This is a genomic window from Streptomyces sp. NBC_01306, assembly GCF_026340465.1.
Lineage (GTDB): Bacteria > Actinomycetota > Actinomycetes > Streptomycetales > Streptomycetaceae > Streptomyces.
In genome coordinates this window covers 6,587,501-6,612,118 of record NZ_JAPEPC010000001.1, presented here as the reverse complement: position 1 = coordinate 6,612,118, position 24,618 = coordinate 6,587,501, and the positions used below count along the sequence as shown (strand labels likewise).

The window sequence follows — 24,618 nt, the reverse complement described above, 5'->3', positions numbered from 1 at the left end:
CGCAGGTGGGATCGGGCGCGTCACCACCGACGGGTCTGCCGGATGCCGCCCTCCAGGCGCCCCGCGAGGAACTCCGCGTCCACTCCTGCGCGGCCCAGCACCTCCACGGCGCGGCACTCGCGGTCGCGGGCGAGCGCGGCCAGCAGATCGAGCCCGCTCGCCCGCCGGTTCCCGTCCTTCCCCGCTCTCTCCAGGGCGCCCTCCATGGCCGCGACAGCGGCAGGCGACCAGCCCGCCACCCCGGGCTCGGTCACCACCGGAACGGCCCCCGAGTCCTCGACCGACCCCTGCCAGCGCAGCCCGTAGCCGATGCTGCGCTGCACGAGATAGCCGAGCACCCTGGCCACCTGGGGGCCGCCCTCGAAGGCTGCCCGCACCTCGGGGTCGGTCTCGATCACCGAGTGCAGCAGATGGGCCGTGTCGATCTGCCGGTCGCCGTCACGCAGCGCACGCCGGCGTGCGCCCGCCACGACCGTCGCCAGTTCCACGGTGAGCCTGGCTTCGATGTCGGCTCGGGACGGGGCGGGCTGGTCGTCCGGCTGGGTAGGGCTATGCACATCTCCCAGCTCATCAGCCACCCGCGCCCGGAACATCCCCGCCGGGGAGCATTTACCCGTCCGACGGAAGTTGGGCACGCCCGCCGGGACTCTCCTCCTTACGGATGAGACGGCGATTGCGCGCGAAACGGGCGCACGCCCCCCTGTGTCCGCACACCCGGGCCGCTGTGTCCGCACACGCCGGGCTCCCCCGGCCCGCCCCTCCGTCCACCCGCGGACCGGCCGATGAGACCTGACGGTTCATCAGTATTGAATGTTCCGGGCCCAGGGGCTACGTTCCGCGACATCACAACCCGACGAGAAGGGGTGGTCGCATGGCCGAAGTCAGCGCCGAGGCTCGGATCGAAGCACCGGCCGAGAAGGTCTGGTCCCAGCTGACCGACTTCAGCGCGTACGGCGAGTGGAACGCGACACACACCAGCTTCCCGAAGGGCGGCCCGGCCAACCTCGCCGTGGGGGCCACCTTCGAGGAGAACATGAAGCTCATGGGCTTCCCCGCGGAGGTGAACTGGACGGTCGACGAGCTGACGCCCGGGGCCCTGCTGGTCACCCGCGGCAAGGGCCCGATGGGTGTCAGCCTCGCGATGCGCTACTCGCTCACCCCGGAGGGCGACGCCACTGTGGTCCGGATCGACGGCGAGTTCACGGGGGCCGCCGTGTCGCTGATGGCCGGCAAGCTCAAGGACTCGGCGACCGCCGCACTCCAGGAGTCCCTGCGCAAACTCGCCGGCCTGGTGACCTGAGCCCGGCAGGCCCCGTACGACAGCGGCGCCCCCACGGATGTCCGTGGGGGCGCCGCCTCGGTCGCTGGACCGGTCTCAGTCCTCATCCTCATCGGCCAGAATCAGATAGAGCTTCTTCCGGGATTCGCTGATCACGGCCATCGCCTTCTTGCGCTGCTCCGGCGTACCCGTCCGGAACACCTGGCCGAACGCTTCCATCAGACCGAAGCCGGCCTGACGGATCTCGTTCACCGTCTCCCAGTCACCGCCGCGTCCGGCCCCCTCCCAGGGAGCGTCCGGACCCTCGTCGGCCGCCGTGCGCCCCGGCTCCGTGAGCGTGAACAGCTTCTTGCCGCCCTCGCTCTCGCTGGCGATCAGCCCCTCGTCCTCAAGGAGCTGGAGCGTCGGATAGACGGAGCCGGGGCTCGGGCGCCAGGCCCCGCCGCTGCGCTCGCCGATCTCCTGGATCATTTCGTAACCGTGCATCGGCCGGTCCTTGAGCAGCGCCAGGATCGACGCGCGTACGTCACCGCGGCGCGCCCTCCCCCGGGGTCCGCCTCTGCCGCCGCGCCCGCCGAACGGGCCGCCGAACGGCGGACCGAACGACCCGAAGGCGCCGCGGCGCTCCTCGAAGTCCCCGCCGTGACGGCCGGGGCCGCCGTGTCCATGTCCGTGTGCGTGTCCATGGGAACGCATCGCACTCACTTCCTTACATCGTTGATCTGTCGCGATGCGTCAACGATATATCGGGACTGTTCGTTTAGCAATCTTTTCCGGGCCACTCCCCCGCGAGTGGCCTTGGCCTGCGGTGTTGCCCCGCGCCTACGGTCTGTCCCATGCGCATACGAATCGTCGACGCCTTCACGGACCGCCCCTTCGCCGGCAACCCGGCCGGGGTGCTGCTCCTCGACTCCTTTCCGGACGACGGCTGGCTCCAGAGCGTGGCGGCGGAGGTGAACCTCTCCGAGACCGCATTCGCCCACCCGCTGCCCGCCGGCGGCGAGGCCGACTGGGCGCTGCGCTGGTTCACCCCGGCCACCGAGGTCGACATGTGCGGCCACGCCACCCTGGCCACCGCCCATGTCCTGCACACATCGGGCGCGGCGACCGGCACCGTCCGCTTCGCGGCGCGCTGCGGACTGCTCACCGCGACGGCCCGCGAGGACGGCGCGATCACGCTGGACTTCCCCACGTCGCAGCTCACCGAGGAAGCCGTCCCGGCCGGTCTCAGTGAGGCGCTCGGGGCCCGGATCACCGGGGTGAGGGACACCGGGCCGCACATCGGGGACCTGCTCGTCGAGGTCGCCGACGAGCAGACGGTCCGCTCACTGTCGCCCGACTCCGCGGCGCTGAAGGCCCACTCCCGGCGGGGCATCATCGCCACCGCCGAGGCCGACGACCCCTCGCTCGGCTACGACTACGTGTCGCGCTGCTTCTTCCCCCGCGTCGGCATCGACGAGGACCCGGTGACCGGCAGCGCGCACACCGCACTGGCCCCGTTCTGGTCGGCCCGGCTGGGCCGCGACGACCTGACGGGCCTCCAGGCCTCGGCCCGCTCCGGTCTCGTACGGACGGCACTGCGCGGCGACCGGACGCTGCTCACCGGCAGCGCGGTCACCGTCATCGACGGCGAACTGCACGTCTGAGAAGGACGGCCGGCCCCCTCACAGCGCCGGGACGGGCCATCCGTCGCAGCACCGCGAGAGGGCCGGCCGCCGCAGCGCCGATCCGCAGTGGGGTGGCCGCTCACCCGGTGGGCAGCCACCCCACCTTCCCGGCCAGCAGCGCGTATCCGACGAACGCCCCGATGTCGAGCAGCGAGTGCGCGACGACCAGCGGTCCGACCCGCCCCCACCGCCGGTAGAGCAGCACGAACACCACGCCCATCGCCACATTTCCGAGGAACCCGCCGACCCCCTGGTAGAGGTGGTACGAACCGCGCAGCACCGCGCTCGCCGCCAGAGCGGCGATCGGGGTCCACCCGAACTGCCCCAGTCTGCGCAGCAGATACCCGACGACGATGACTTCCTCCAGTACGGCGTTCTGCACCGCCGAGAGGATCAGTACCGGGATCTTCCACCACACATCGGGCAGCGACTCCGGCACCACGGTCAAGTTGAACCCGGTGGCCCGCGCGCCCAGATAGAAAGCGAGGCCCACACTGCCGATCCCCGCCGCGATCAGTACCCCACGGCCGAGATCGGCCCGGAGCCGTGTCCGGTCGAAGCCGATCGCACGCAGGCCCGACCCCTCGCGCAGCAGCAGATGCACCACCAGCGCGACCGGCACCAGGGCCGTCGCGATCCCGAAGAGCTGCCAGGCGAGATCCAGCCATGGCCGCCCCGGCGCGTACGACCCGTTGAGATTGGCGGCCTGGTGTTTGAGCCCTCCTGGTTTCGTCAGTGCCCCGATAAAGCTGATCAGTGCCGAAACGCCGCTCGCGCCGAGCGAGAGTGCGAGTACCAGCACCGTCTCGGACCGCAAGAACCGCTGCGGCACCCCCTGTGTGGGAACAAAATCAGCCACGCGCTCGCCCTCCGCCTGCACACCTGCCTCCAGTTGGCCAATCGCGCCTCATCCCCACCACCGTGCCACTAGGGTCTCGAATACAGGTACGAAGATCGTGCACGACAGGCCGGGGGACGGGCGCCAATTCGGTGGCGCGCTCCCCCTTTTCCTTGTTCGTCCTTCAGGGGAGGAGCACCACCGCATGGGACGTCACAGCTTGCCCGATGACCTCACGGCACCGGCAACCCGGCCCCGTTCCGGTGCACGGCGGCGTCGTACCGTCGCCATCGCCACCGTGCTCGTCCTCGGTGCGGCAGCGGGCACGGGCGTGGCTGTCGAGCGCGGCGTGTTCGGGCTCTCCGGTCCCTGCCACGGCTCCGCGGTGAAACTGCGCATGGTGGCATCGCCCGATATCACCCCGGCCGTACGCACGGCTGCCGAGCGGGCCCGCGAGGACCATGTGCAGTCGGACGGCCAGTGCCTGGACATCACGGTCACAGCACGCGACTCGTACAAGGTCGCGCACGATCTGGGCACCAGCAGCGCCGAGCCGGGGTACCAGATATGGCTGCCGGACTCCGGGGCATGGGTGGACCGGGCCCAGGACACCGGCGAGAACGTCCCGCTCACACCCGCGTCCAGCATCGCGGAGTCCCCGGTCACCCTGGCCATGGTGCCCTCGGCCGCCAAGGCGCTGGGCTGGCCGGAGAAGACCTACACCTGGGCCGGGCTCACCGCGGCTGCGACCGGCTCGGGCAAGATCCATATCGGCGCGGCCGACCCGGCCCGCAGCGCCACCGGGCTGCTCGCCCTCAGCAGCATCGCCCAGTCACCGGGCCAGGCAGCGAGTGGCGACACCCAGGTCGCCGCCACCGCCAAGGTGCTGTCCCGGCGCATCTCGGACGCGGATTCCAAGGTGCTCGCCACACTCGCGCAGGACGGGTCCGGTACGGAGAAGGACGACCCCCACCGCAACCAGGCCCTGGTCCTGTCCGAGCAGGCGGCCTTCGCGCACAACACGTCGCGGGGCGGCGCCCGGAAGCTGCGGCTCTTCTACCCCAAGGACGGCACACCCCAGCTGGACTACCCGTACACAGTGGTCGACGAGGCGGCGCTGACCACCGATCAGAGCCGGGCAGCGATGCGGTTCATGACCTATCTCGGCGAGGGCGTCAGCCGCACCGTGCTGGACCGGCAGGGCTTCAGGATCCCGGACCGTCCCGCGACGACGAGCCGGGTCGAGGCGGCGGGCGGGCGCACCCCGCAGCCGTACACCGACGCCTCCCCGGAGCCGCCGTCCGAGGACGTTCTCGACGAGACGCTCGGCATGTGGACCATCACGGTCCAGAGTGCCCGGCTGACCACCGTCGTCGACGCGTCGGGCTCGATGTCCACCCCGGTGCCGGGAAAGGGCGGGCAGACCAGGATGGACATCACCAGAGCGTCCTTGCTCAAGGCCCTCGACCAGTTCACGCCGGAGGACGAGATCGGGCTCTGGGACTTCGCCACACACCTCGACGGAACGCGCGACTACCGCAAGCGCGTACCGACGGTCCGCCTCGGCGGTCCGGCCCGGGGCGGCGGGACCCAGCGCGACCGGCTCGCCGCGGCCTTCTCCGCGCTGCGGCCCGTGCCAGGTGGCGCCACCGGTCTGTACGACACCACGCTGGCGGCGTTCCAGGATGCCCGGAAGACCTACGCCCGCGGGAAGTTCAACGCGGTGGTGGTGCTCACCGACGGCGTCAACGAGGACGACCACGGCATCTCCCGCAGCGCCCTGATCGCCAAGCTCCGGGAGCTCACCGATCCCGAGCGCCCCGTGCCGCTCATCATGATCGCGGTGGGCCCCGACACGGACAGGACCGAGGTCGAGCAGGTCGCCAGGGCGACGGGTGGCGCGGGGTACCAGGTGAGCGACCCCTCTCAGATCAACTCGGTCCTGCTGAAAGCGGTCATGGCGGTCGGCGGGCGCTGACCGGGCACCGACCGGGCGCTGACCGGCCGGCCGGGCATCGGCGGGCAGCGCCCCGCCGCGCGTTCACCGCCCGCGAGCCGTCACCGTCCCCGGCGCGCTCACCGCCCGCGAGCCCTCGCGGTTGCCGGAACACCGTCCGGCCAGGAGTGCACCGGTTCGCCGCCCGCCATCAGCTCGGCGTACCGCCGGGTGGTGAGCGCCAGCGCCTCGCGCCGCCCGAGCCCCGTCTCCAGCGCCCGGTGGAACGTGTCCACCTGCCAGGATGCGCCGTTCGTACGGCGCCTGCACCGCTCCTCGATGACACCCAGGCAGCGGTCGCGGTCCGCGGCCTCTATCCCCCAGGCGTCGAGCCCGGCGGCGGCCAGCGGCAGCAGCTCGTCCCTGACGAGCCGCACCACGGGCACCGCCGTGACGCCACCTGAGCGCCCGGGCCCGGGCCACTCCAGTTCGGCGTCGATCCCGTACCGGCAGGCCGCGTCGAAGTTGCGCGCGGCGGCCTCGAAGGGCAGCCGGCGCCACACCGGGCGGGAGTCGTCGGCGAGCGCCCTCACCAACCCGTAGTAGAAGGCCGCGTTGGCCATCACATCCGTGACGGTGGGGCCGGCGGGCAGCACCCTGTTCTCGACCCGCAGATGCGGCACGCCGTCGGCCACGTCGTAGACCGGGCGGTTCCAGCGGTAGACGGTCCCGTTGTGCAGGACGAGTTCCTGAAGGCCCGGCACCCCGCCGTCGTCGAGCACCCGCAGCGGGTCCTCGTCGTCGCACAGCGGCAGCAGCGGCGGAAAGTACCGGAGGTTCTCCTCGAAGAGGTCGTACGCCGAGTCGATCCAGCGCTCACCGAACCAGGTACGCGGCCGCACCCCCTGGGCCCGGAGTTCCGGCGGGCGCACATCGGTCGCCTGGAGGAAGAGCGGGGGCCGGGACTCCCGCCACAGCTCCTTGCCGAACAGGAACGGCGAGTTGGCACCCAGCGCGACCTGCACGGCGGCGACGGCCTGCGCCGCGTTCCACACATCGGCGAACCGCGCCGGGGTGACCTGCAGGTGCAACTGCACCGAGGTACAGGCCGCTTCGGGCGCGATCGAGGACGAGGAACAGGTCAGCCGTTCGACGCCGGTGATGTCGAGGTCGAAGTCCTCACCGCGGGCCGCGCGCATCTGATCGTCGAGCAGGGTGTAGCGGTCGGCCGACGAGAGGTTCGCGGCGCCGAGATCCTGCAGCTCCAGCGTCGGCAGGATTCCGATCATCACGATCCCCGCGTCGACTTCGGCCGCTTTTCTGTGCGCGTATGCGAGACCGGTACGGAGCTCCTCGGCGAGCTGGTCGAAGACACGGCCGCCCAACCGGTGCGGGATAATATTCACTTCGAGATTGAACATCCCGAGTTCCATCTGGAAATCACGGCTCGCGATGCGGTCGAGTACCTCGGCATTCATCATCCGGGGCATGCCGTCGGCGCCCGCGAGATTGAGTTCGATCTCCATCCCCATGAGATTTCTCGGGCGGTCGAACCTCTTCTCCTCCAATAGTCTCTCCAGTACCTCCAGACACTGCTGCAGCTTCCTCCGGTACCGCTGCCTGCCCGACGGATCGACACCGTCCGCCTCCAGCTTCTCCCCCATCGGGGCACCCCTCCACGCGTGTGCGGCGGCAACGGCCGCCCGGGTCACGGTCGATAATGCCCACACCCGGTGATCCGTAACTCCCCCCGCCCGGATTCCGGAGCGAGTAAGGTGACGAGAAGATGACGTGTGGCACATGACATTTGGCACATTCGCCGGGCAGACGCCCGGTGCAATTTCCAAGCCTGTGCGACTCCGTGACCCGATGAAAACGACCGACGGTTTTCGGCCGACCACTCGCACGGGGAACCGTGAGGCCACAGGAGCGCGCCTACGCTAAACCGGGATAATCTCCGCAGGAGAAAGACCGAATAGCAACTTGTTTGCAATATCCGCGTCAGCTAGTTGAAACCCCGCGTGAACACGTGTCGTATAAACTCCGCAGACGAGGCAGAGAGTTGGCGCCCCGGCCCCCGGAGAGTGCGGTACCCCTCCACGCCCCACGGCCCCCCTCTGCCCCTGCCTGCTGACAGTGCTGTCCGCACAGCCCACGCATCAACGTGTCTCCGAAGTGAGAGGCGACCACATCATGCCGCTGTATGTCCCTCCGGCTCCCGCGCCGGCCCTGCGCAGCGTCCTCGCGGCACTCGGCTCCCCCACTGCCGTACGCGAGGCCCGAACCCCGGCTCTCCGCTCCGCCCCGGGGCCGCTCACCCCCGAACTGCCCCTTCCTGTTTACGTACTGGACCAGATCATGCCGAGCGGCGGGACCCCACGTACCCGGCTCACCGGCTGGCGTTTCCTGATCCGCAGCGGCGATCGCGCCGTGGCCGCCGCGGACACCACACTCACCGCCGACGGCTGGACCTTCTCGCACTTCTTCGAGGGCCCGTACGCGACCGCCACCGGAAGCGCGCTGCGCCGGGCCGAGGCGATGGACACACCGTTCCAGCCCCGGCTGCTGTCCGTGCCCGAGCTCTACATGCTGACGCTGTGGCTGCACGGTGACACCGGCGCCGACGCCTCGGTCTCCGGCACGATGCCGGCCCCCACGGACCTGCTGGTGCCCCTCGCACCCGCACCGCCCGGCATCGCCGCGCACCGCCCGCACCGGGTGTCGGAGCTGCTCCCGGTGATGACGATGAGGCTGTCACCCCCGCTGCTCAGCTCTTCCGCCTGACAGCTGCCGAGCACCACCGCGCGCCCCGTGACCACATCAGGTCGCGGGGCGCGGCGCTCTTCCTGCCCATCCGGTCTAGCCCGGTCGGGCCACCTCCGAACCACCCGAACAGGCAGTCAAGTTGAGCTGAACCGTCCGCACGGGTGATGCGTCCTTATGCTGTAGCAAGTGCTGCCGTGAAATACCTGCGGATTGACGTCCGTAGGGCAACACTGGGATCACCGACTGATCGGGGGGCGGCCATGAAATCCGCATCGAGCCGCAGGACACTCACTACAACGCAGCGAAAGAACGCATCCATGTGCCAGCACCAGCCCACCTGCCCGTCTGCCACCTCCGCCGACCGGGAGGCCGCGCTCCTCGTCGCGCACCATCCGGAGCAGGGCTGGAGTCTGCTGTGCAACGGCGTTCTCATCTTCGAGGACACCGGTGAACTGCTGCCCGACGGCCAGATCATCGCGCCGCACCGCCCCCTGGGTTCGGGACTGGCGACCGCGGCCTGACCCTGTTACGTCCGCAGAAACAGAACTGCACAGCCACAGCGACAGCACTGGCACAGACGACGAAGGGCCGGCCCGGGTGACATCCCCGAACCGGCCCTCCCGCATGTCCGTCAGTTGTCGTACGCGTCCAGCGGCGGGCAGGAGCAGACGAGGTTGCGGTCGCCGAAGGCCCCGTCGATCCGGCGCACCGGCGGCCAGTACTTGTCGGCGGGCGAGACGCCGGCCGGGAAGACGGCCTCCTCGCGGGTGTACGCGTGGGTCCACTCACCGCCCAGCGCCGCCGCGGTGTGCGGGGCGTTGCACAGCGGGTTGTCGTCCGCCGCCCACTCGCCCGAAGCGACCTTCTCGATCTCGGCACGGATCGCGATCATCGTGTCGCAGAACCGGTCGAGTTCCGCCAGGTCCTCGCTCTCGGTGGGCTCGATCATCAGCGTCCCGGCCACCGGGAACGACATCGTCGGCGCGTGGAAGCCGTAGTCGATGAGGCGCTTGGCGATGTCGTCGACGCTCACACCCGTCGCCTTCGACAGCGGCCGCAGATCGACGATGCACTCGTGCGCGACCAGCCCCTTGGGGCCCGTGTACAGCACCGGGTAGTGCGGTTCGAGGCGCTTGGCGATGTAGTTGGCGGCCAGCACGGCCACCTGCGTCGCCCGCTTGAGCCCCTCGCCACCCATGAGACGTACGTACGCCCAGGAGATCGGCAGGATGCCGGCCGAGCCCCACGGGGCGGCCGAGACCGGACCGACACCCGTCGCGGGGCCGGCGGCCGGCTGGAGCGGGTGGTTGGGAAGGTACGGCGCCAGGTGGGCCCGTACGCCGACGGGGCCGACACCGGGGCCGCCGCCGCCGTGCGGGATGCAGAAGGTCTTGTGCAGGTTGAGGTGCGAGACGTCCGAGCCGAACTTGCCGGGCTTGGCGAGGCCGACCAGTGCGTTCAGGTTGGCGCCGTCGACGTACACCTGACCGCCCGCGTCGTGCACGGCGGCGCAGATGTCGGTGATGTGCTCCTCGAAGACCCCGTGGGTCGACGGGTAGGTGACCATCAGCACGGACAGCTCGTCGCGGTACTGCTCGATCTTGGCGTTCAGGTCCTCGACGTCGACGTCGCCGTCCTCGCGGGTCTTCACGACGACGACCTTCATCCCGGCCATCACGGCGCTGGCGGCGTTGGTGCCGTGCGCCGACGACGGGATGAGGCACACGGTGCGTGCGGTGTCGCCGTTGGCCCGGTGGTAGGCGCGCACGGCCAGCAGACCGGCCAGCTCGCCCTGCGAGCCCGCGTTGGGCTGGAGGGAGACCTTGTCGTATCCGGTGACCTCGGCCAGCCGCTCCTCCAGCTCGCGGATGAGCGTCAGATATCCCTGCGCCTGCTCGACCGGGGCGAAGGGGTGGATCGCACCGAACTCGGGCCAGGTGACCGGCTCCATCTCGGTGGTGGCGTTGAGCTTCATGGTGCAGGAGCCGAGCGGGATCATGCCGCGGTCCAGCGCGTAGTCGCGGTCGGCGAGCTTGCGCAGGTAGCGCAGCATCGCCGTCTCGGAACGGTGCTGGTGGAAGACCGGGTGGGTGAGGACGGTGTCCTGGCGCAGCAGCCCCGCGGGCAGCGCGTCGGCGGTCCGCCCGTCGAGCGCCTCGATGTCGCCATCGGCGCCGAAGGCTGCCCAGACGGCGGCCAGCTGGGTGCGCGTGGTGGTCTCGTCGCAGGCGACGGAGACCAGGTCGGCGTCGACCTGGTGCAGGTTGACCCCGCCCTCGCGGGCAGCGGCGACGACCTCGGCGGCCTTGCCCGCTGTCCGTACGGTGAGGGTGTCGAAGTACTCGCCGTGCACAACGTCGACGCCCGCGGCGCGCAGCCCCTCGGCGAGGATCGCCGCGTACCGGTGGGTGCGCCGGGCGATGTCACGCAGGCCGTCCGGGCCGTGGTAGACCGCGTACATCCCGGCCATCACGGCAAGGAGCACCTGCGCGGTGCAGATGTTGCTGGTGGCCTTCTCGCGGCGGATGTGCTGCTCACGGGTCTGCAGGGCCAGCCGGTACGCCTTGTTTCCGTCGGCGTCGACGGAGACGCCGACGAGCCGCCCCGGCAGGCTGCGTGCGAACTTCTCACGTACGGCCATGAACCCGGCGTGCGGACCGCCGAAGCCCATCGGGACACCGAACCGCTGGGTCGTACCGACCGCGATGTCCGCCCCCAGCTCGCCGGGCGAGGTGAGCAGCGTCAGCGCCAGCAGGTCGGCGGCGACGGTGACGACGGCGCCGAGCTCGTGCGCCTGCTCGATGACGGGCGCGATGTCCCGGACCCGGCCGGAGGCGCCGGGGTACTGGAGCAGTACGCCGAAGACGCCGCGCTCGGCCACCTCGGCCGGGATGCCGTCGCTGAGGTCGGCGACGACAACCTCGACACCGGCAGGCTCGGCGCGCGTCTCGATCACCGCGACGGTCTGCGGAAGGGCGTCGGCGTCGACCAGGAAGACACCGTTCTTGACCTTGCCGACGCGGCGCGCGAGGGACATCGCCTCGGCTGCCGCGGTGCCCTCGTCCAGCAGCGATGCGCCCGAGGTGGGCAGGCCCGTCAGATCGGCGACAACGGTCTGGAAGTTCAGCAGCGCCTCCAGGCGCCCCTGGGAGATCTCCGGCTGGTAGGGCGTGTACGCCGTGTACCAGGCGGGGTTCTCCATGACGTTGCGCAGGATGACCGGCGGTGTGAACGTGCCGTAGTAGCCGAGCCCGATCATCGGGGCGAGGACCTGGTTGCGGTCGGCGAGGAGACGCAGCTCGGCGAGGACCTCGGCCTCGGTGCGCGCGTCCGGGAGGTTCAGCGCCTCGGCGCTCTTGATCACCTCGGGGACGGCGGCCGCGGTGAGCTCCGAGAGCGATCCGTAACCGACATGGGCGAGCATCTTGGCCTGGGCCCCCGCGTCGGGCCCGATGTGGCGCTGTTCGAAGGGGATGCCACGCTCCAGCTGGGAGAGCGGAATGCGGTGAGCAGTCATGGCGGAGGCCTCCTGGTCTTAACGACCTGCGAGGGGTACCACGGCACGGGTACCCGGACGGCCTCCCCCTCTGTCATCTCAACCTGAGAGTTTCACCGGCCCGTCGCTCGACGTGCCCGCTTTCACCGTCGGTGAGGTAGGGATCCGGACGTGCCCGCCCGACGCCCGCCCTGCTTTCCAGAGTGACCTCGTCCGCGCGGTACGTGTGCCTGAGAGATTCCGGGGAGGATTTGCTCCTTCGGCGCCCCCGGACATCGCGTCCGAAGGGCTCTCCCGCGCGGGGTCAGCAGCCATTGGCCAGCGTACCAGCGAGCCACTTCGCACGGTGTTCGAGTGGCCGATGCCCCGGATCTGGACTTCCCTGAGGGGGAGACCTTCGCAGGGGGCGGGAGACATCGTGATCCGTTGCGATCAGTTGGAGGGACCGTGCAGACCGACATAGATCCGCGCAGCCTGATAGGCCGCAAGGCGTTCGACCGCAATGGCCTCAAGATCGGCACGGTTGACGAGGTCTACCTCGACGACGCCACCGGAGTGCCCGAGTGGGCCGCGGTACGCACCGGGCTGTTCACCCGGGACGCCTTCGTCCCGCTGAAGCCGAGCGAACTGGTCAGCGAAGCCCTCCGGGTGCCCTTCGACCGCACGCTGATCAAGGAAGCACCGGGCTTCGGTGTCGGCCGCCATCTCTCACCCGAGCAGGAACTCCAGCTCTACCACCACTACGGGCTCGGTATCTCGGCCCCCACGCCGCCGCCCCCCGACCGGGACTTCGGCCGGCTCGCGGGCGAAGAAGAACGCGCCTGACCACCCGGCTCCGCCCCGCCAGGCACTGCTTCCCCGGACTTTCCGGGCCTCTCACCGGTGTCCGCTTCCTCCCCCACGGCTGTCCCGTCCGGTCCGCCCGGTCGGCCGGATCCATCCGCACCGCACGGGCCATCGGATCCCGTCGGGGCAGTCGGGGCAGCCCGGACCAACGGCAGCGGATCCGACGGCCTCAGCGCGGGGTCGTCGACCCGGAAGGTCCGCACCCGGCCGGGCACGGTCGCGTACGGATCCTCGAACCGCACCGTCACCCGGCCCACGCCGCTGCCCTGCACCCACCCAGCGCCGTACTCGTCGTGGCGCACATCGTGCCCGGCGAGCCAGCGGTGACCGGTGCCGGGCGGCGGCTCGTCGGCGGATGGCTCCGGCGGCGCCGCGGGACCGGGCGCCGCCTCTTCCGCCGCCGCGTGCTCCAGCTCGGCAGCCCGCTCCGTCGCCGCCTGCGCGAAAAGGTCCTCCTGGGTGAAGTCCGCGAGGCCGGTGACCCCCACCCCGAGCAGCCTCACGCCGCCCGTGGTGTCCACGGCCTCCAGCAGCCGACCTGCGGCCTCGCGGACGACCTCCGGGTCGTCCGTGGGCCCCCGGAGCGTCTCGGAGCGGGTCAGCGTCGAGAAGTCGTACCGCCGGACCTTCAGCACCACCGTCCGCCCGGACCGCCCGGCGTCCCGCAGCCGCTCCACGCACCGCCCGGCCAGCCGCACCACCTCCGCCCGCACCCGCACCCGGTCGTGCAGGTCGACGTCGAAGGTGTCCTCCACCGAGACCGACTTGGCGTCCCGCTCGGACACCACGGGCCGGTCGTCGTGACCGAGCGCCATCCGGTAGAGCGAGGCGCCGTGCGCCTTGCCCAGCAGCCGGACGAGCTCGTCCTCACCGGCCTCGGCCAGATGGGACACGGTGGTCATCCCGGCCCTGCGCAGATGCTCGCCGGTCGCCGGCCCCACGCCCGGCAGGATCCGTACGGAGAGGGGCGCGAGCAGCTCGCGCTCGGTGCCCGGTTCTATCAGGACCAGGCCGTCCGGCTTGGCACGCTCCGAGCCGATCTTCGCCAGCATCTTGGAGCCGGCGAGACCCACCGACCCGCTGAGCCCCGTGACCGCCAGGATGTCCCTGCGCAGTTGCTCACCGGCGCGCCTCGCCGATCGCCTGCCGTCTGCGACTCCGCCCGCCTCCAGGTCCACGAAGGCCTCGTCCAGGCTCAGTGGCTCGACCAGCGGCGAGAGCCGCCCGAGCAGCTCCATGACCTGGCCGCTCACCTCGCGGTAGAGCGCGAAGCGCGGCACCAGATAGGCGGCGTTCGGACAGAGCCGGCGGGCCTGGGCCATCGGCATCGCCGAATGCACCCCGAACACCCGGGCCTCGTACGAGGCCGTCGACACGACTCCGCGCGGCCCGAGCCCGCCCACCACCACCGGCTTCCCGCGCAGGCTCGGCTTCGCCGCCTGTTCCGCGGCGGCGAAGAAGGCATCCATGTCCAGATGCAGGATGGTGGGCGCGGCTCTCACACCACCGATGCTGCCTCACGGCACTGACAATCGGGCCCCCGCAGCGCGGAGGCCCGTCAGACGGCGCGGTTGCGGCGCCTGGCCAGCTCGTCGGCCGGGTTGTGGCCGATGAGGGTCTCGCCGGTGTCGACCCGCTCGCCGTGCAGCTGTGAGAGGGCGCTCTCCACATCCCGCCACACAACCCCGACGGCGATCCCGAAGATCCCCTGTCCGCCCTGCAGCAGACCGACCACCTCGTCGGGCGAGGTGCACTCGTACACCGTCGCACCGTCGCTCATCAGCGTCATACGGTCGAGGTCGCCGGCCCCGCGGTCTCTGAGGTGGTGGACCGCCGTCCGGATGTTCTGGAGGGCCACACCGGTGTCCAGGAACCGCTTCACGATCTTGAGGACGACCACGTCGCGGAAGCTGTAGAGACGCTGGGTACCCGACCCCTGGGCGGGCCGCACACTCGGCTCGACCAGTCCCGTACGCGCCCAGTAGTCGAGCTGCCGGTAGGTGATCCCGGCCGCCGCGCAGGCGGTCGGTCCCCGGTAGCCGACGGTGTCGGTCGTCGTTTCGGCCGCTGAGCCGTGAAGCGGATACGGCACTCCGTCCCCCGGACCCAGTCCGGGGAAATCCCCTGCCATATCTTCGCCGGTGCTTCTCACGCCGACCTCCGTCCTTGAACTGCCCACTCGACGGTAGGCAGTCACTTGAGGTGCGTCAACGATCGCCACACTCGGCACGCCGAGTGATAATCACCCTAAGAGTGGTTTCGCGTGCCCCTCTTCGGGGAAAGGCTTGCCGGATGCGCTGACGACCCGAGCGGAGCGTCACTGGCTGTTGGTCCCGAAGTCCTCCGGAGAGATCTGGTCGAGGAACTCGCGGAACTTCTCCACCTCGTCCTCCTGCTCGTCAGGAATGGCGATTCCCGCATCGTCGAGCACCCCGTCGCTGCCGTAGATCGGCGTCCCGGTGCGCAGGGCGAGCGCTATGGCGTCGGAGGGCCTCGCACTCACCTCGACCCCGCTCGCGAAGACCAGCTCCGCGAAGAAGACCCCGTCGCGCAGGTCGGTGATGCGCACTTCCGTGAGCTCCTGGCCGACCGCTTCGAGGACATCCTTGAAGAGGTCATGGGTCAGCGGCCTTGCTGGAGCCATGCCCTGCTGGGCGAAGGCGATCGCAGTCGCCTCACCAGGGCCGATCCAGATAGGGAGATACCGGTCGCCTCCCACTTCACGCAGGAGCACGATCGGCTGGTTGGAGGGCATTTCCACCCGGACACCCACAACGTCGAGCTCGTTCACACAGCAACCCTAGGACGTGCCCGGCAGGTTTGGGTAGTCGGGCACCCCCATGATCAGTGCAACCGGACCCTGAGAGAGGTCTGCACGAGCGCCGCGTGAAGCCGCACGGTCAGTGCTGCCAGGTCCTTCGTGGTGGTCTCCGCATCCGCTCTGGTCTGCGGATTGCGGTTCAGCCGAAGGGGGGCGACGACCTGCTCGATCAGCCCGGACTCACGGTCGGCGGCCGCTTTCATGGCGCGCAGATGCCGCGGTTCCAGACCGAATCGGCCCAGATCCGCGACAAGCCCGGCCACATTCACGGCCTCCGCGTCGTATCCGCCCTCCGGGAGCGGCGACAGCAGACCGTACGACTCCCACTCGGCGAGGTCGTCCGCGCTGATCCCGGCGGCCGCGAGGAGCTCGTCCCGGCCCACCCGGGACGCCGTGGGTTCACCCGCGCCGCCGCCCGGAGCTCCGTCCTCGGGCTCGCGGACGGCACCGGGCGCGGGGAGCTGGATCTGCTCGCCCCGGCCCAGTGCGTCGAGATGGTCCCGGATGACCTTCAGCGGCAGATAGTGGTCACGCTGCATCCGCAGGACCTGAGCCAGCCGCTCGACGTCCGCGGTACCGAACTTCCGGTACCCGGACGACGTGCGCTGCGGCTCGACCAGCCCCTCGGCCTCCAGAAAACGGATCTTGGAGATCGTGACTTCGGGAAATTCCTCCCGAAGCAGATTCAGGACCGTGCCGATACTGACCAGCCGGTCGTCCCCGGTGGCGGTGCCGTCGCCGGCACCGCCCGTCGATGATTGCAGCATGGGCCTTCCCTGACGGGTCACACGCCCCGCTGGCTCGCGTAGAAGACCAGCCGGTACTTCCCGATCTGCACCTCGTCACCGTTGGAGAGCACGACGGCGTCGATGCGCTCACGGTTGACGTACGTGCCGTTCAGGCTGCCGACGTCCGAGACGGTGAATCCGCCGTCGGCGCCCCTGCGGAACTCCACATGCCGCCTCGACACCGTGACGTCGTCGAGGAAGATGTCGCTCTGCGGATGCCGGCCGGCCGTGGTCAGATCGCCGTCCAGCAGGAAGCGACTGCCCGAGTTCGGACCGCGGCGGACCACGAGCAGCGCCGAGCCGAGGGGCAGGGCGTCGACGGCCGCCTGGGCCTCCGGAGAGAGCGACGGCGAAGCGGTCTGACCTGTCACCTCCGCCTCGTACGCCTCCAGCCCGGAGATGGAGATCGTCGAAGTGGTCTCCGAGGGCCGCTCGGGCACCCCGGCGCGCAACGGCGCTCCGCAGTTGGAGCAGAACCGACTGTCCTCGGCATTGTGGTGGCCGCACCTCGTGCAAACCGGCATGGACGCATCCTCCTGCCGCGACTGCCCTGCATGGGCGTTGGTTGCGTACGGATCGGAGGGCAACCCTCGACTCGTACTTGAGGTTGATGCTTCACCAAAACCTATGCGGCCCTGACCCGCAGGGTCAACAGACGACGCACCCTGATCACCCGAAATGTCGCGACCGGACCGCCCCACCTCGTCCCGGAACAGCGGGCGGTCACCACCCTGGTCCTCGCCCTCCATGTGGCGTGGGGCGCGGTGCCGTGCGCTGTCCTCACGTGCACTCTTGCCGAACAACTTCCCAAACAACTTCACGGGCGATTCCCCTTGACCGAAACAGACCCGCCCGTGGGGCAGGACGAACTCTCGATGAACACACCTGCCGAACCGGACATCCTTACAACGTCCGTACCCCCCAGACAGTTTCCACCACGCACCCCGCTATCGGTGCGCCGACCCCCCGCAACCTCATGGCCTTGTCCCGCGGCTCTCACGCGCCCCCGCCTCACTGCCCGGAAGACCGAGCGTAGTCAGGCCGCTTCGCTGGTCGCAAGGCGTCCACAACGATCTTCTGTTCAGGCGTCACAGTGGCTGTGGCCTGCTCCTTCTCCAGAGTCTGCACCACTCCGCCCGGAATATTCAGCGCGGGCTCCAAGTCGGCCGGTTTCCCGATGACCTTGAAGGTGTACGGCGCACTGATCTTCTCCTTGTCCACCTGGATCCCGCCGCCCGCGTCGGAGAAGTAGGTGTCCCCCACGACCCGGACACCGTTGACCTGGATCGCCTCGGCACCGGCCGCCCGCAATTCCTGGACCGTGTCGAGAAGCATGTCCGCCTCGACCGTCTTGTGCGGGTCGTTGACGAGCAGGGTGATGCCGGGGCCCTGGGCGGCCACCGTGCCGGCCAGGATGCCGAGCTGACGTGCTTTCTCGTCCGTCTGCTTGCGGGCCTCCTCGGCCTGGTCCGAGCTGCTCTCCAACTGGCTGCGCTGGCTCTGCAGACGCTGCTTCTCGTCGTCCAGGCGCTGGGTGCGGTTGTCGAGCTCGTCGAGGATCCGCACCAGGTCCTCCTGGCGTGCGCCGCGCAGCGGGCTGTTGTCGCTGTTGGAGCGGACCTGGATGGCAAGTCCCAGACCCAGTACGAACAGCAGCAGGGCGACGACGAGTTGCGCCCTGGTGACCCGGGGTGGCCAGAGGGCGGCGATCAGCCGCTGCCGTCCGGCCTGCCTCGGCTGCGCCGCGGGCGTCGCCCCCGTGGCGTCTCCCTGCGGTGTCTGCGCGGGCTTCTCCGCGGGCAGCGCGCCGGGGAAGCGCCCGGACCTGCCGCCGGGATCGCGCGGTGGCTCCTGTGGGCTCCGAGGGTCACCCGGATCCCGCGGGTCGGGCGGATTCTCGTCGTTGCTCATCGGCTCGTCACCCATCGGCCTCACGCCCGGAACACATGCCGGCGAATGGCCGCGGCGTTCGAGAAGATACGGATGCCGAAGACGACGACCACGCCGGTGGACAACTGCGCGCCGACGCCCAGCTTGTCGCCGAGGAAGACGATCAGCGCGGCCACCACGACGTTGGACAGGAAGGACACGACGAAGACCTTGTCCACGAAGATTCCGTCGAGCATGGCCCGCAGACCGCCGAAGACCGCGTCGAGGGCGGCCACGACGGCAATGGGGAGGTACGGCTCGACCATCGCCGGCACTTCGGGCCGGACCAACAGTCCGACCACGACTCCCACGACGAGGCCCAGTACGGCGATCACGATGTGCCCTTCCCTGTGTCGGCCGCGCCTTGGTCGGTGCCGGCGGCCTTCGGCTTTGCTGTACGTACGATCAGGCTCGCGGCCGCAGGAAGGCGCACGTCGGCCTGGTCGGAACTGCTGGTGCGGATGCCATAGCTGTCCTTCAGGACCTTCAGGTACTGTCCGCCGACGCTGTCATCGAATTCGCTGAGCAACTGCTTCCCGTCCCCCACCGCCAGCACCGTGTACGGCGGTACCAGCGGCCTGTTGTCGACCAGTATGGCGTCACCCGCGGCGCGGATCGCCGACAGAGCGGTCAGGCGCTGGCCGTTGATGGCGATCGCCTCGGCGCCCGACTGCCACAGCGCGTTGACGAACTGCTGCATGTCCCGGTCCCGTACCCGCCCCGTGTCGGAGAACCCGGGGCTCTCGCGCGGCCCCCCGCCGTCGCTCTGGGAACTGTCCTTGGCGTCGTCGATGACCAGCTTCACTCCGGGCCCGTGCACCGCTGTCGCTCCGGACAGCAGCGCCACCGGACCGCCCTGGTCGCCCCCGTGCTTCTGGAGTGCCTTGCGCTGCTGCTCACCCACCGAGTCGCGCAGCCCGTCGACCTTCTTCTGCTCCGCATCGGCGGACGAAGTCTCCGAGTCGATACGGTCGATGAGCTCCTGGCGCTCCTTCGCGACCACCGGCGCAGTCACTCTGGCCTGCGCGGCGCCCACGGTGACCACGACCGCGGCGAGCACAAGACCCGCGGCGAGACCGAGCTTGGCCCGCAGTGAACGCGGCATCCCCACACTGCCCTCGGCCCGCCGCCGGGCGGTGGCCTCGGCGTAGCCGTCGTCGAGGCTGTGGTCCATCACGTTGTTGAGCAGCGACATCGACGCATCGGGGCGCGGCGGCGGGGAGGCTGCGCTCCGAACGGGGGGCTGCTTCGGCATGCCGCACATCGTCGCACGTCGCAGCCACAGGCTCCCAATGGCCCCATCGGTGTACCGGACGGCCCGGGGTCAGGCCGTCCGGTACACCGCTACGACCTCACTGACCTGCGCCGTCCACGATCGCCGACCACTCGTCGAGCAGCACCTGCGCGGACGCGTCGTCCGGCCCTTCCGCCCACAGATGAGTGACGGCTTCGGCCGGGGCCGGCAGCACCATCACCCAGCGGCCGTCGGGTTCGACGACCCGCACCCCGTCCGTGGTGTCCACGGACCGGTCGGCAGCCGCCTCCACCACCCGGCGCATGACCAGACCCTTGACGGCCCAGGGCGTCGCCAGGTCACGGCGGAGCACATGGGCACGCGGAATCCGGGCATCGATCTGACTGAGCGTCAACTGCGTACGCGAGACCAGGCCGATGAGCCGGACGAAGGCCGCGGTGCCGTCGAAGACGCTGGTGGACTCGGGGATGATGAATCCACCGCGTCCGTCGCCGCCGAAGATGGTGGAGTCCTCGCGGCCCACCCGGGTCAGGTCGTCGGGCGAAGTGGTCGTCCACTCCACCTGCGTCCCGTGGTAGGCGGCGACCTGTTCGGCGATCCTCGTGGTCGTGACCGGCAGCGCGACGCGTCCGCTGCGCCGCTCGGCCGCGATCAGATCCAGCATCACCAGCAGAGCGCGGTCGTCCTCGATGATCCGTCCACGCTCGTCCACGAGGGAGAGCCGCTCGCCCACCGGGTCGAACCGCACTCCGAACGCCGCCCGCGCCGAGGCCACGATCTCACCGAGCCTGACCAGCCCGGCGCGACGGGTGTCGGCGGTCTCCGTCGGCCGTGACTCGTCCAGTCCCGGGTTGATGACAAGAGCGTCGACACCGAGCCGTCCGAGGAGGCTGGGCAGGACGAGACCGGCACTGCCGTTGGACGCGTCGACCACGACCTTGAGCCCGGCGTCCGCGATCCCCGTCGTGTCCACGTTGCGGAGCAGGGAGCCGGTGTACGAGTCGAAGACGCTCGCCGGGAAGTGCAGGTCCCCGATCTCACCGGGGAAGGCGCGGCGGTACTCCTGGCGTGCGTACACCCGGTCCAGCTTGCGCTGCCTGCCCTGGGAGAGATCCGCCCCGCGCTCGTCGAAGAACATGATGTCGACCGAGTCGGGCACACCGGGCGAGGTCCGGATCATGATGCCGCCCGCACTGCCGCGGGCGGTCTGCTGCCGGGCCACCGGCAGCGGCACGTTCTCCAGGTCCCGTACGTCGATGGCGCTGGCCTGAAGGGCGGAGATCACCGCCCGTTTGAGGGCACGCGCACCACGCGAGTGGTCACGCGCGGTGGTGACGGTGGAGCCCTTCTTGAGCGTGGTGGCGTACGCGCCGGCCAACCGTACGGCCAGCTCCGGGGTGATTTCGACATTCAGGATTCCGGAGACTCCGCGAGCACCGAAAAGATGCGCCTGGCCCCGGGATTCCCAGATCACCGAGGTGTTGACGAACGCACCCGCCTCGATGGTCTTGAACGGATACACCCGCACATTGCCCTGGATGATGGATTCCTCACCGACGAGGCACTCATCCCCGATGACGGCGCCGTCCTCGATGCGGGCGGCCCGCATGATGTCGGTGTTCTTCCCGATCACGCAGCCGCGCAGGTTGGACTGCTGGCCGATGTACACGTTGTCGTGGATGACAGCCTTGTGCAGGAAAGCACCGGTCTTGACGACCACATTGGAACCGACGACGGTGTGCTCCCGTATTTCCACGCCCTCTTCCACCTTGGCGTAGTCGCCGACGTAGAGCGGACCTCGGAGTACGGCGTCGGGATGCACCTCGGCACCTTCGGACACCCAGACACCGGGAGAGATCTCGAACCCGTCGATGTCCACTTCGACTTTGCCTTCGAGGACGTCCGCCTGGGCCTTTACATAGCTCTCGTGAGTGCCCACGTCCTCCCAGTAGCCTTCGGCGATATAGCCGTAGACCCGCTTCCCCTCCTTCATGAGCTGGGGGAAGACATCACCGGACCAGTCGACCGACACATCTGCCTCGACGTAGTCGAAGACCTCGGGTTCCATCACATAGATACCCGTGTTCACGGTGTCCGAGAAAACCTGGCCCCAGGTCGGCTTCTCCAGGAAGCGCTCGACCTTTCCTTCTTCGTCCACGATGGTGATGCCGAACTCCAACGGATTCGGCACACGGGTCAGGCACACAGTGACAAGTGCGCCCTTCTCCTTATGGAAATTAATCAGATCCGTCAGGTCGAAGTCGGTGAGCGCATCCCCGGAGATCACCAGAAAGGTGTCGTCCTTGAGGGCCTCTTCCGCATTCTTTACGCTTCCTGCGGTGCCGAGCGGCTTCTCCTCGTTGGCGTATGTGAGCTCCATACCGAGCTCTTCACCGTCGCCGAAGTAATTCTTGACGAGGGACGCGAGGAACTGCACGGTGACGACGGTTTCACTGAGCCCGTGCCGCTTCAACAGCCGCAGCACATGTTCCATGATCGGTCGGTTGACCACCGGCAGGAGCGGCTTGGGCATACTTGAGGTCATAGGGCGAAGACGTGTGCCTTCGCCACCAGCCATCACGACGGCCTTCATGTCGGAAGCGCCCTCCTTGAGATGTCGACAGTCCAGCCGACTTCACCCGTCCGGTGAGGACACTCGGGCGTCATACGCAATCCGGCCACGCTGCGCGGTGCGCATCGACGAGTTCAATCGGCTGCTACATCCGCCTTCACAAGCCGGCGGACTTGTACCACATACAGGATTCCTGCCCACCAGTAGAGCGTTGTACCCCACCCTGCGAACGCCCATCCGAGAATCGACGCCAGGGTGCTCAGCCAGCCGCTACCGTCGCTGAGCAGGAGCAACGGGAACGCGTACATCAAGTTGAAGGTAGCTGCCTTGCCCAGAAAGTTCACCTGGGGCGGCGGATAGCCGTGCTTGCGCAGGATTCCGACCATGACCAGAAGCATCAGCTCACGGGCCAATAGTGCCGCGGTCAACCAAATCGGCAGGATCTCCCGCCAGGTCAGACCAACCAGGGTGGAGAGAATGAAGAGACGGTCCGCGGCAGGGTCGAGCAGCCGTCCCAGGTTGCTGATCTGGTTCCAGCGGCGAGCCAGCTTGCCGTCGAGATAATCGCTCACACCGCTGAGCATGAGCACCAGCAATGCCCAGCCATCACTCTTGGGCCCGCCGAACTCAGGACGGAGAATCAGCCACAGGAAAATGGGCACACCGACGAGGCGGGCCATGCTGAGGATGTTGGGGATGGTGAGTACCCGGTCGGTCTGAACACGGGTCTCCTGGACCTCCACCCGGGGGCCTCCTGTGAGGAACGTACGAACGATGCTCCCTGACCTTACCCTCAGCGGCGACCTGCCAAGTCACAGGGGTCAGTGGCCTGATGCCGGCCTGGGAGTGAACTGCACGTGGACGCAAAAATGCCTCAACCCCGAGCCATTACAGCTCGGGGTTGAGGCTAAAAATTGTTCGGCGGCGTCCTACTCTCCCACAGGGTCCCCCCTGCAGTACCATCGGCGCTGAAAGGCTTAGCTTCCGGGTTCGGAATGTAACCGGGCGTTTCCCTAACGCAATGACCACCGAAACACTATGAAATTAACCAACACCGGATACAACACGGTCGTTCGTTATTTCAGAACTAACACAGTGGACGCGAGCAACTGAGGACAAGCCCTCGGCCTATTAGTACCAGTCAGCTCCACCCGTTACCGGGCTTCCACATCTGGCCTATCAACCCAGTCGTCTACTGGGAGCCTTAACCCCTCAAAGGGGGTGGGAATACTCATCTCGAAGCAGGCTTCCCGCTTAGATGCTTTCAGCGGTTATCCTTTCCGAACGTAGCCAACCAGCCATGCCCTTGGCAGGACAACTGGCACACCAGAGGTTCGTCCGTCCCGGTCCTCTCGTACTAGGGACAGCCCTTCTCAATATTCCTACGCGCGCAGAGGATAGGGACCGAACTGTCTCACGACGTTCTAAACCCAGCTCGCGTACCGCTTTAATGGGCGAACAGCCCAACCCTTGGGACCGACTCCAGCCCCAGGATGCGACGAGCCGACATCGAGGTGCCAAACCATCCCGTCGATATGGACTCTTGGGGAAGATCAGCCTGTTATCCCCGGGGTACCTTTTATCCGTTGAGCGACAGCGCTTCCACAAGCCACTGCCGGATCACTAGTCCCGACTTTCGTCCCTGCTCGACCCGTCGGTCTCACAGTCAAGCTCCCTTGTGCACTTACACTCAACACCTGATTGCCAACCAGGCTGAGGGAACCTTTGGGCGCCTCCGTTACTCTTTAGGAGGCAACCGCCCCAGTTAAACTACCCATCAGACACTGTCCCTGATCCGGATCACGGACCGAGGTTAGACATCCAGCACGACCAGAGTGGTATTTCAACGACGACTCCACAACCACTGGCGTGGCCGCTTCAAAGTCTCCCACCTATCCTACACAAGCCGAACCGAACACCAATATCAAACTGTAGTAAAGGTCCCGGGGTCTTTCCGTCCTTCTGCGCGAAACGAGCATCTTTACTCGTAGTGCAATTTCACCGGGCCTATGGTTGAGACAGTCGAGAAGTCGTTACGCCATTCGTGCAGGTCGGAACTTACCCGACAAGGAATTTCGCTACCTTAGGATGGTTATAGTTACCACCGCCGTTTACTGGCGCTTAAGTTCTCAGCTTCGCAACCCCGAAAGATCACTAACCGGTCCCCTTAACGTTCCAGCACCGGGCAGGCGTCAGTCCGTATACATCGCCTTACGGCTTCGCACGGACCTGTGTTTTTAGTAAACAGTCGCTTCTCGCTGGTCTCTGCGGCCACCCCCAGCTCATGGAGTAAATCCAATCACCAAGAATGGCCCCCCTTCTCCCGAAGTTACGGGGGCATTTTGCCGAGTTCCTTAACCATAGTTCACCCGAACGCCTCGGTATTCTCTACCTGACCACCTGAGTCGGTTTAGGGTACGGGCCG

21 protein-coding genes, 2 rRNA genes and 1 riboswitch (1 of these 24 running past the window's edge) are annotated in these 24,618 nt (G+C 68.4%); of the genes, 6 read left to right on the top strand and 17 right to left on the bottom strand.

The genetic code is table 11. The features are described from left to right. Positions 1 to 20: 20 nt before the first annotated feature. The gene (locus OG385_RS29260; RefSeq protein ID WP_266861250.1) at positions 21 to 593 is read right to left on the bottom strand and encodes a Clp protease N-terminal domain-containing protein; all 573 of its coding nucleotides are present in this window, start codon (positions 591 to 593) and stop codon (positions 21 to 23) included. A 278-nt stretch (positions 594 to 871) separates the two neighbouring features. Between OG385_RS29260 and OG385_RS29255 the strand changes: the two genes are divergently transcribed. Beyond that, positions 872 to 1,300 carry an SRPBCC family protein gene (locus OG385_RS29255; protein WP_266859177.1) on the top strand — a complete coding sequence of 143 codons (429 nt, stop codon included), beginning with the start codon at positions 872 to 874 and terminating at the stop codon, positions 1,298 to 1,300. A 75-nt stretch (positions 1,301 to 1,375) separates the two neighbouring features. On the opposite strand, the gene OG385_RS29250 is transcribed toward OG385_RS29255, so the two are convergent. Next, complete coding sequence (locus OG385_RS29250) at positions 1,376 to 1,975, bottom strand: PadR family transcriptional regulator (RefSeq protein ID WP_266859175.1); 600 nt, start codon at positions 1,973 to 1,975, stop codon at positions 1,376 to 1,378. 140 nt (positions 1,976 to 2,115) lie between these two features. On the opposite strand from OG385_RS29250, the gene OG385_RS29245 reads away from it, so the two are divergent. Further along, positions 2,116 to 2,925: a PhzF family phenazine biosynthesis protein gene (locus OG385_RS29245; protein ID WP_266859173.1), complete on the top strand. Its 810-nt coding sequence runs from the start codon at positions 2,116 to 2,118 to the stop codon at positions 2,923 to 2,925. Between the two features lie 100 nt (positions 2,926 to 3,025). Here OG385_RS29245 and OG385_RS29240 read toward each other — a convergent pair whose 3' ends face one another. Beyond that, positions 3,026 to 3,805 carry a CPBP family intramembrane glutamic endopeptidase gene (locus OG385_RS29240; RefSeq protein WP_266859171.1) on the bottom strand — a complete coding sequence of 260 codons (780 nt, stop codon included), beginning with the start codon at positions 3,803 to 3,805 and terminating at the stop codon, positions 3,026 to 3,028. A 184-nt stretch (positions 3,806 to 3,989) separates the two neighbouring features. Here OG385_RS29240 and OG385_RS29235 point away from each other — a divergent pair, with 184 nt between their 5' ends. Continuing rightward, positions 3,990 to 5,762 carry a substrate-binding domain-containing protein gene (locus OG385_RS29235; protein WP_266859169.1) on the top strand — a complete coding sequence of 591 codons (1,773 nt, stop codon included), beginning with the start codon at positions 3,990 to 3,992 and terminating at the stop codon, positions 5,760 to 5,762. Positions 5,763 to 5,860: 98 nt separating this feature from the next. Here OG385_RS29235 and OG385_RS29230 read toward each other — a convergent pair whose 3' ends face one another. Beyond that, positions 5,861 to 7,384 (bottom strand): glutamate--cysteine ligase, encoded by a 1,524-nt coding sequence (locus OG385_RS29230; RefSeq protein ID WP_266859167.1) that lies wholly within the window; start codon positions 7,382 to 7,384, stop codon positions 5,861 to 5,863. A gap of 529 nt (positions 7,385 to 7,913) precedes the next feature. Here OG385_RS29230 and OG385_RS29225 point away from each other — a divergent pair. Continuing rightward, positions 7,914 to 8,504: a hypothetical protein gene (locus OG385_RS29225; protein ID WP_266859166.1), complete on the top strand. Its 591-nt coding sequence runs from the start codon at positions 7,914 to 7,916 to the stop codon at positions 8,502 to 8,504. Positions 8,505 to 8,803: 299 nt separating this feature from the next. Beyond that, positions 8,804 to 9,007, top strand: a complete 204-nt coding sequence (locus tag OG385_RS29220) for a DUF5999 family protein (RefSeq protein ID WP_323183871.1) — start codon at positions 8,804 to 8,806, stop codon at positions 9,005 to 9,007. Positions 9,008 to 9,117: 110 nt separating this feature from the next. Here OG385_RS29220 and gcvP read toward each other — a convergent pair whose 3' ends face one another. Continuing rightward, a complete protein-coding gene (gcvP, locus tag OG385_RS29215) occupies positions 9,118 to 12,003 on the bottom strand; it encodes an aminomethyl-transferring glycine dehydrogenase (RefSeq protein WP_266859164.1) in 2,886 nt (961 codons plus the stop codon). Positions 12,004 to 12,190: 187 nt separating this feature from the next. Continuing rightward, positions 12,191 to 12,289, bottom strand: a riboswitch (glycine riboswitch). Between the two features lie 140 nt (positions 12,290 to 12,429). Here gcvP and OG385_RS29210 point away from each other — a divergent pair. Beyond that, positions 12,430 to 12,807, top strand: coding sequence for a PRC-barrel domain-containing protein (locus OG385_RS29210; RefSeq protein WP_266859162.1), 378 nt, complete (start codon positions 12,430 to 12,432; stop codon positions 12,805 to 12,807). On the opposite strand, the gene OG385_RS29205 is transcribed toward OG385_RS29210, so the two are convergent. The 12 genes from OG385_RS29205 to OG385_RS29150 form a co-directional block, all read right to left on the bottom strand. Then, complete coding sequence (locus tag OG385_RS29205) at positions 12,723 to 14,330, bottom strand: DNA polymerase IV (RefSeq protein WP_266859161.1); 1,608 nt, start codon at positions 14,328 to 14,330, stop codon at positions 12,723 to 12,725. The genes OG385_RS29210 and OG385_RS29205 overlap by 85 nt on opposite strands. A gap of 56 nt (positions 14,331 to 14,386) precedes the next feature. Next, positions 14,387 to 15,025 (bottom strand): MerR family transcriptional regulator, encoded by a 639-nt coding sequence (locus OG385_RS29200; protein ID WP_266859160.1) that lies wholly within the window; start codon positions 15,023 to 15,025, stop codon positions 14,387 to 14,389. Positions 15,026 to 15,145: 120 nt separating this feature from the next. After that, complete coding sequence (locus OG385_RS29195) at positions 15,146 to 15,619, bottom strand: bifunctional nuclease family protein (RefSeq protein WP_164266948.1); 474 nt, start codon at positions 15,617 to 15,619, stop codon at positions 15,146 to 15,148. A gap of 53 nt (positions 15,620 to 15,672) precedes the next feature. Continuing rightward, positions 15,673 to 16,416 (bottom strand): MerR family transcriptional regulator, encoded by a 744-nt coding sequence (locus OG385_RS29190; protein ID WP_266859159.1) that lies wholly within the window; start codon positions 16,414 to 16,416, stop codon positions 15,673 to 15,675. Positions 16,417 to 16,433: 17 nt separating this feature from the next. Further along, entirely contained in the window at positions 16,434 to 17,366 is a 933-nt protein-coding gene (locus OG385_RS29185; protein ID WP_266861248.1) for an FHA domain-containing protein, read from the bottom strand. 82 nt (positions 17,367 to 17,448) lie between these two features. Then, complete coding sequence (locus OG385_RS29180; RefSeq protein ID WP_266859158.1) at positions 17,449 to 18,348, bottom strand: DUF881 domain-containing protein; 900 nt, start codon at positions 18,346 to 18,348, stop codon at positions 17,449 to 17,451. Positions 18,349 to 18,368: 20 nt separating this feature from the next. Continuing rightward, the gene (locus tag OG385_RS29175; RefSeq protein WP_164266945.1) at positions 18,369 to 18,701 is read right to left on the bottom strand and encodes a small basic family protein; all 333 of its coding nucleotides are present in this window, start codon (positions 18,699 to 18,701) and stop codon (positions 18,369 to 18,371) included. After that, positions 18,698 to 19,621, bottom strand: a complete 924-nt coding sequence (locus OG385_RS29170; protein WP_266859156.1) for a DUF881 domain-containing protein — start codon at positions 19,619 to 19,621, stop codon at positions 18,698 to 18,700. The genes OG385_RS29175 and OG385_RS29170 overlap by 4 nt, the downstream gene beginning before the upstream one ends. 97 nt (positions 19,622 to 19,718) lie before the next feature. Then, entirely contained in the window at positions 19,719 to 22,214 is a 2,496-nt protein-coding gene (locus tag OG385_RS29165; protein ID WP_266859154.1) for a mannose-1-phosphate guanyltransferase, read from the bottom strand. Between the two features lie 113 nt (positions 22,215 to 22,327). Further along, entirely contained in the window at positions 22,328 to 22,936 is a 609-nt protein-coding gene (locus tag OG385_RS29160) for a CDP-alcohol phosphatidyltransferase family protein (protein ID WP_266859152.1), read from the bottom strand. Positions 22,937 to 23,109: 173 nt separating this feature from the next. Next, positions 23,110 to 23,226 (bottom strand): 5S ribosomal RNA (gene rrf / locus OG385_RS29155). Positions 23,227 to 23,304: 78 nt separating this feature from the next. Then, positions 23,305 to 24,618 (bottom strand): 23S ribosomal RNA (locus tag OG385_RS29150); it runs 1,809 nt beyond the window's last position.

Coding starts and splice junctions, on each gene's coding strand:
- OG385_RS29245 (WP_266859173.1), top strand. CDS start 2,116: ATGCGCATACGAATCGTCGACGCCTTCACGGACCGCCCCTTCGCCGGC.
- OG385_RS29170 (WP_266859156.1), bottom strand. CDS start 19,621: ATGCCGAAGCAGCCCCCCGTTCGGAGCGCAGCCTCCCCGCCGCCGCGC.
- OG385_RS29165 (WP_266859154.1), bottom strand. CDS start 22,214: ATGAAGGCCGTCGTGATGGCTGGTGGCGAAGGCACACGTCTTCGCCCT.
- OG385_RS29230 (WP_266859167.1), bottom strand. CDS start 7,384: ATGGGGGAGAAGCTGGAGGCGGACGGTGTCGATCCGTCGGGCAGGCAG.
- OG385_RS29225 (WP_266859166.1), top strand. CDS start 7,914: ATGCCGCTGTATGTCCCTCCGGCTCCCGCGCCGGCCCTGCGCAGCGTC.
- OG385_RS29260 (WP_266861250.1), bottom strand. CDS start 593: ATGTTCCGGGCGCGGGTGGCTGATGAGCTGGGAGATGTGCATAGCCCT.
- OG385_RS29235 (WP_266859169.1), top strand. CDS start 3,990: ATGGGACGTCACAGCTTGCCCGATGACCTCACGGCACCGGCAACCCGG.
- OG385_RS29250 (WP_266859175.1), bottom strand. CDS start 1,975: ATGCGTTCCCATGGACACGCACACGGACATGGACACGGCGGCCCCGGC.
- OG385_RS29190 (WP_266859159.1), bottom strand. CDS start 16,416: ATGCTGCAATCATCGACGGGCGGTGCCGGCGACGGCACCGCCACCGGG.
- gcvP (WP_266859164.1), bottom strand. CDS start 12,003: ATGACTGCTCACCGCATTCCGCTCTCCCAGCTGGAGCGTGGCATCCCC.
- OG385_RS29220 (WP_323183871.1), top strand. CDS start 8,804: ATGTGCCAGCACCAGCCCACCTGCCCGTCTGCCACCTCCGCCGACCGG.
- OG385_RS29255 (WP_266859177.1), top strand. CDS start 872: ATGGCCGAAGTCAGCGCCGAGGCTCGGATCGAAGCACCGGCCGAGAAG.
- OG385_RS29180 (WP_266859158.1), bottom strand. CDS start 18,348: ATGAGCAACGACGAGAATCCGCCCGACCCGCGGGATCCGGGTGACCCT.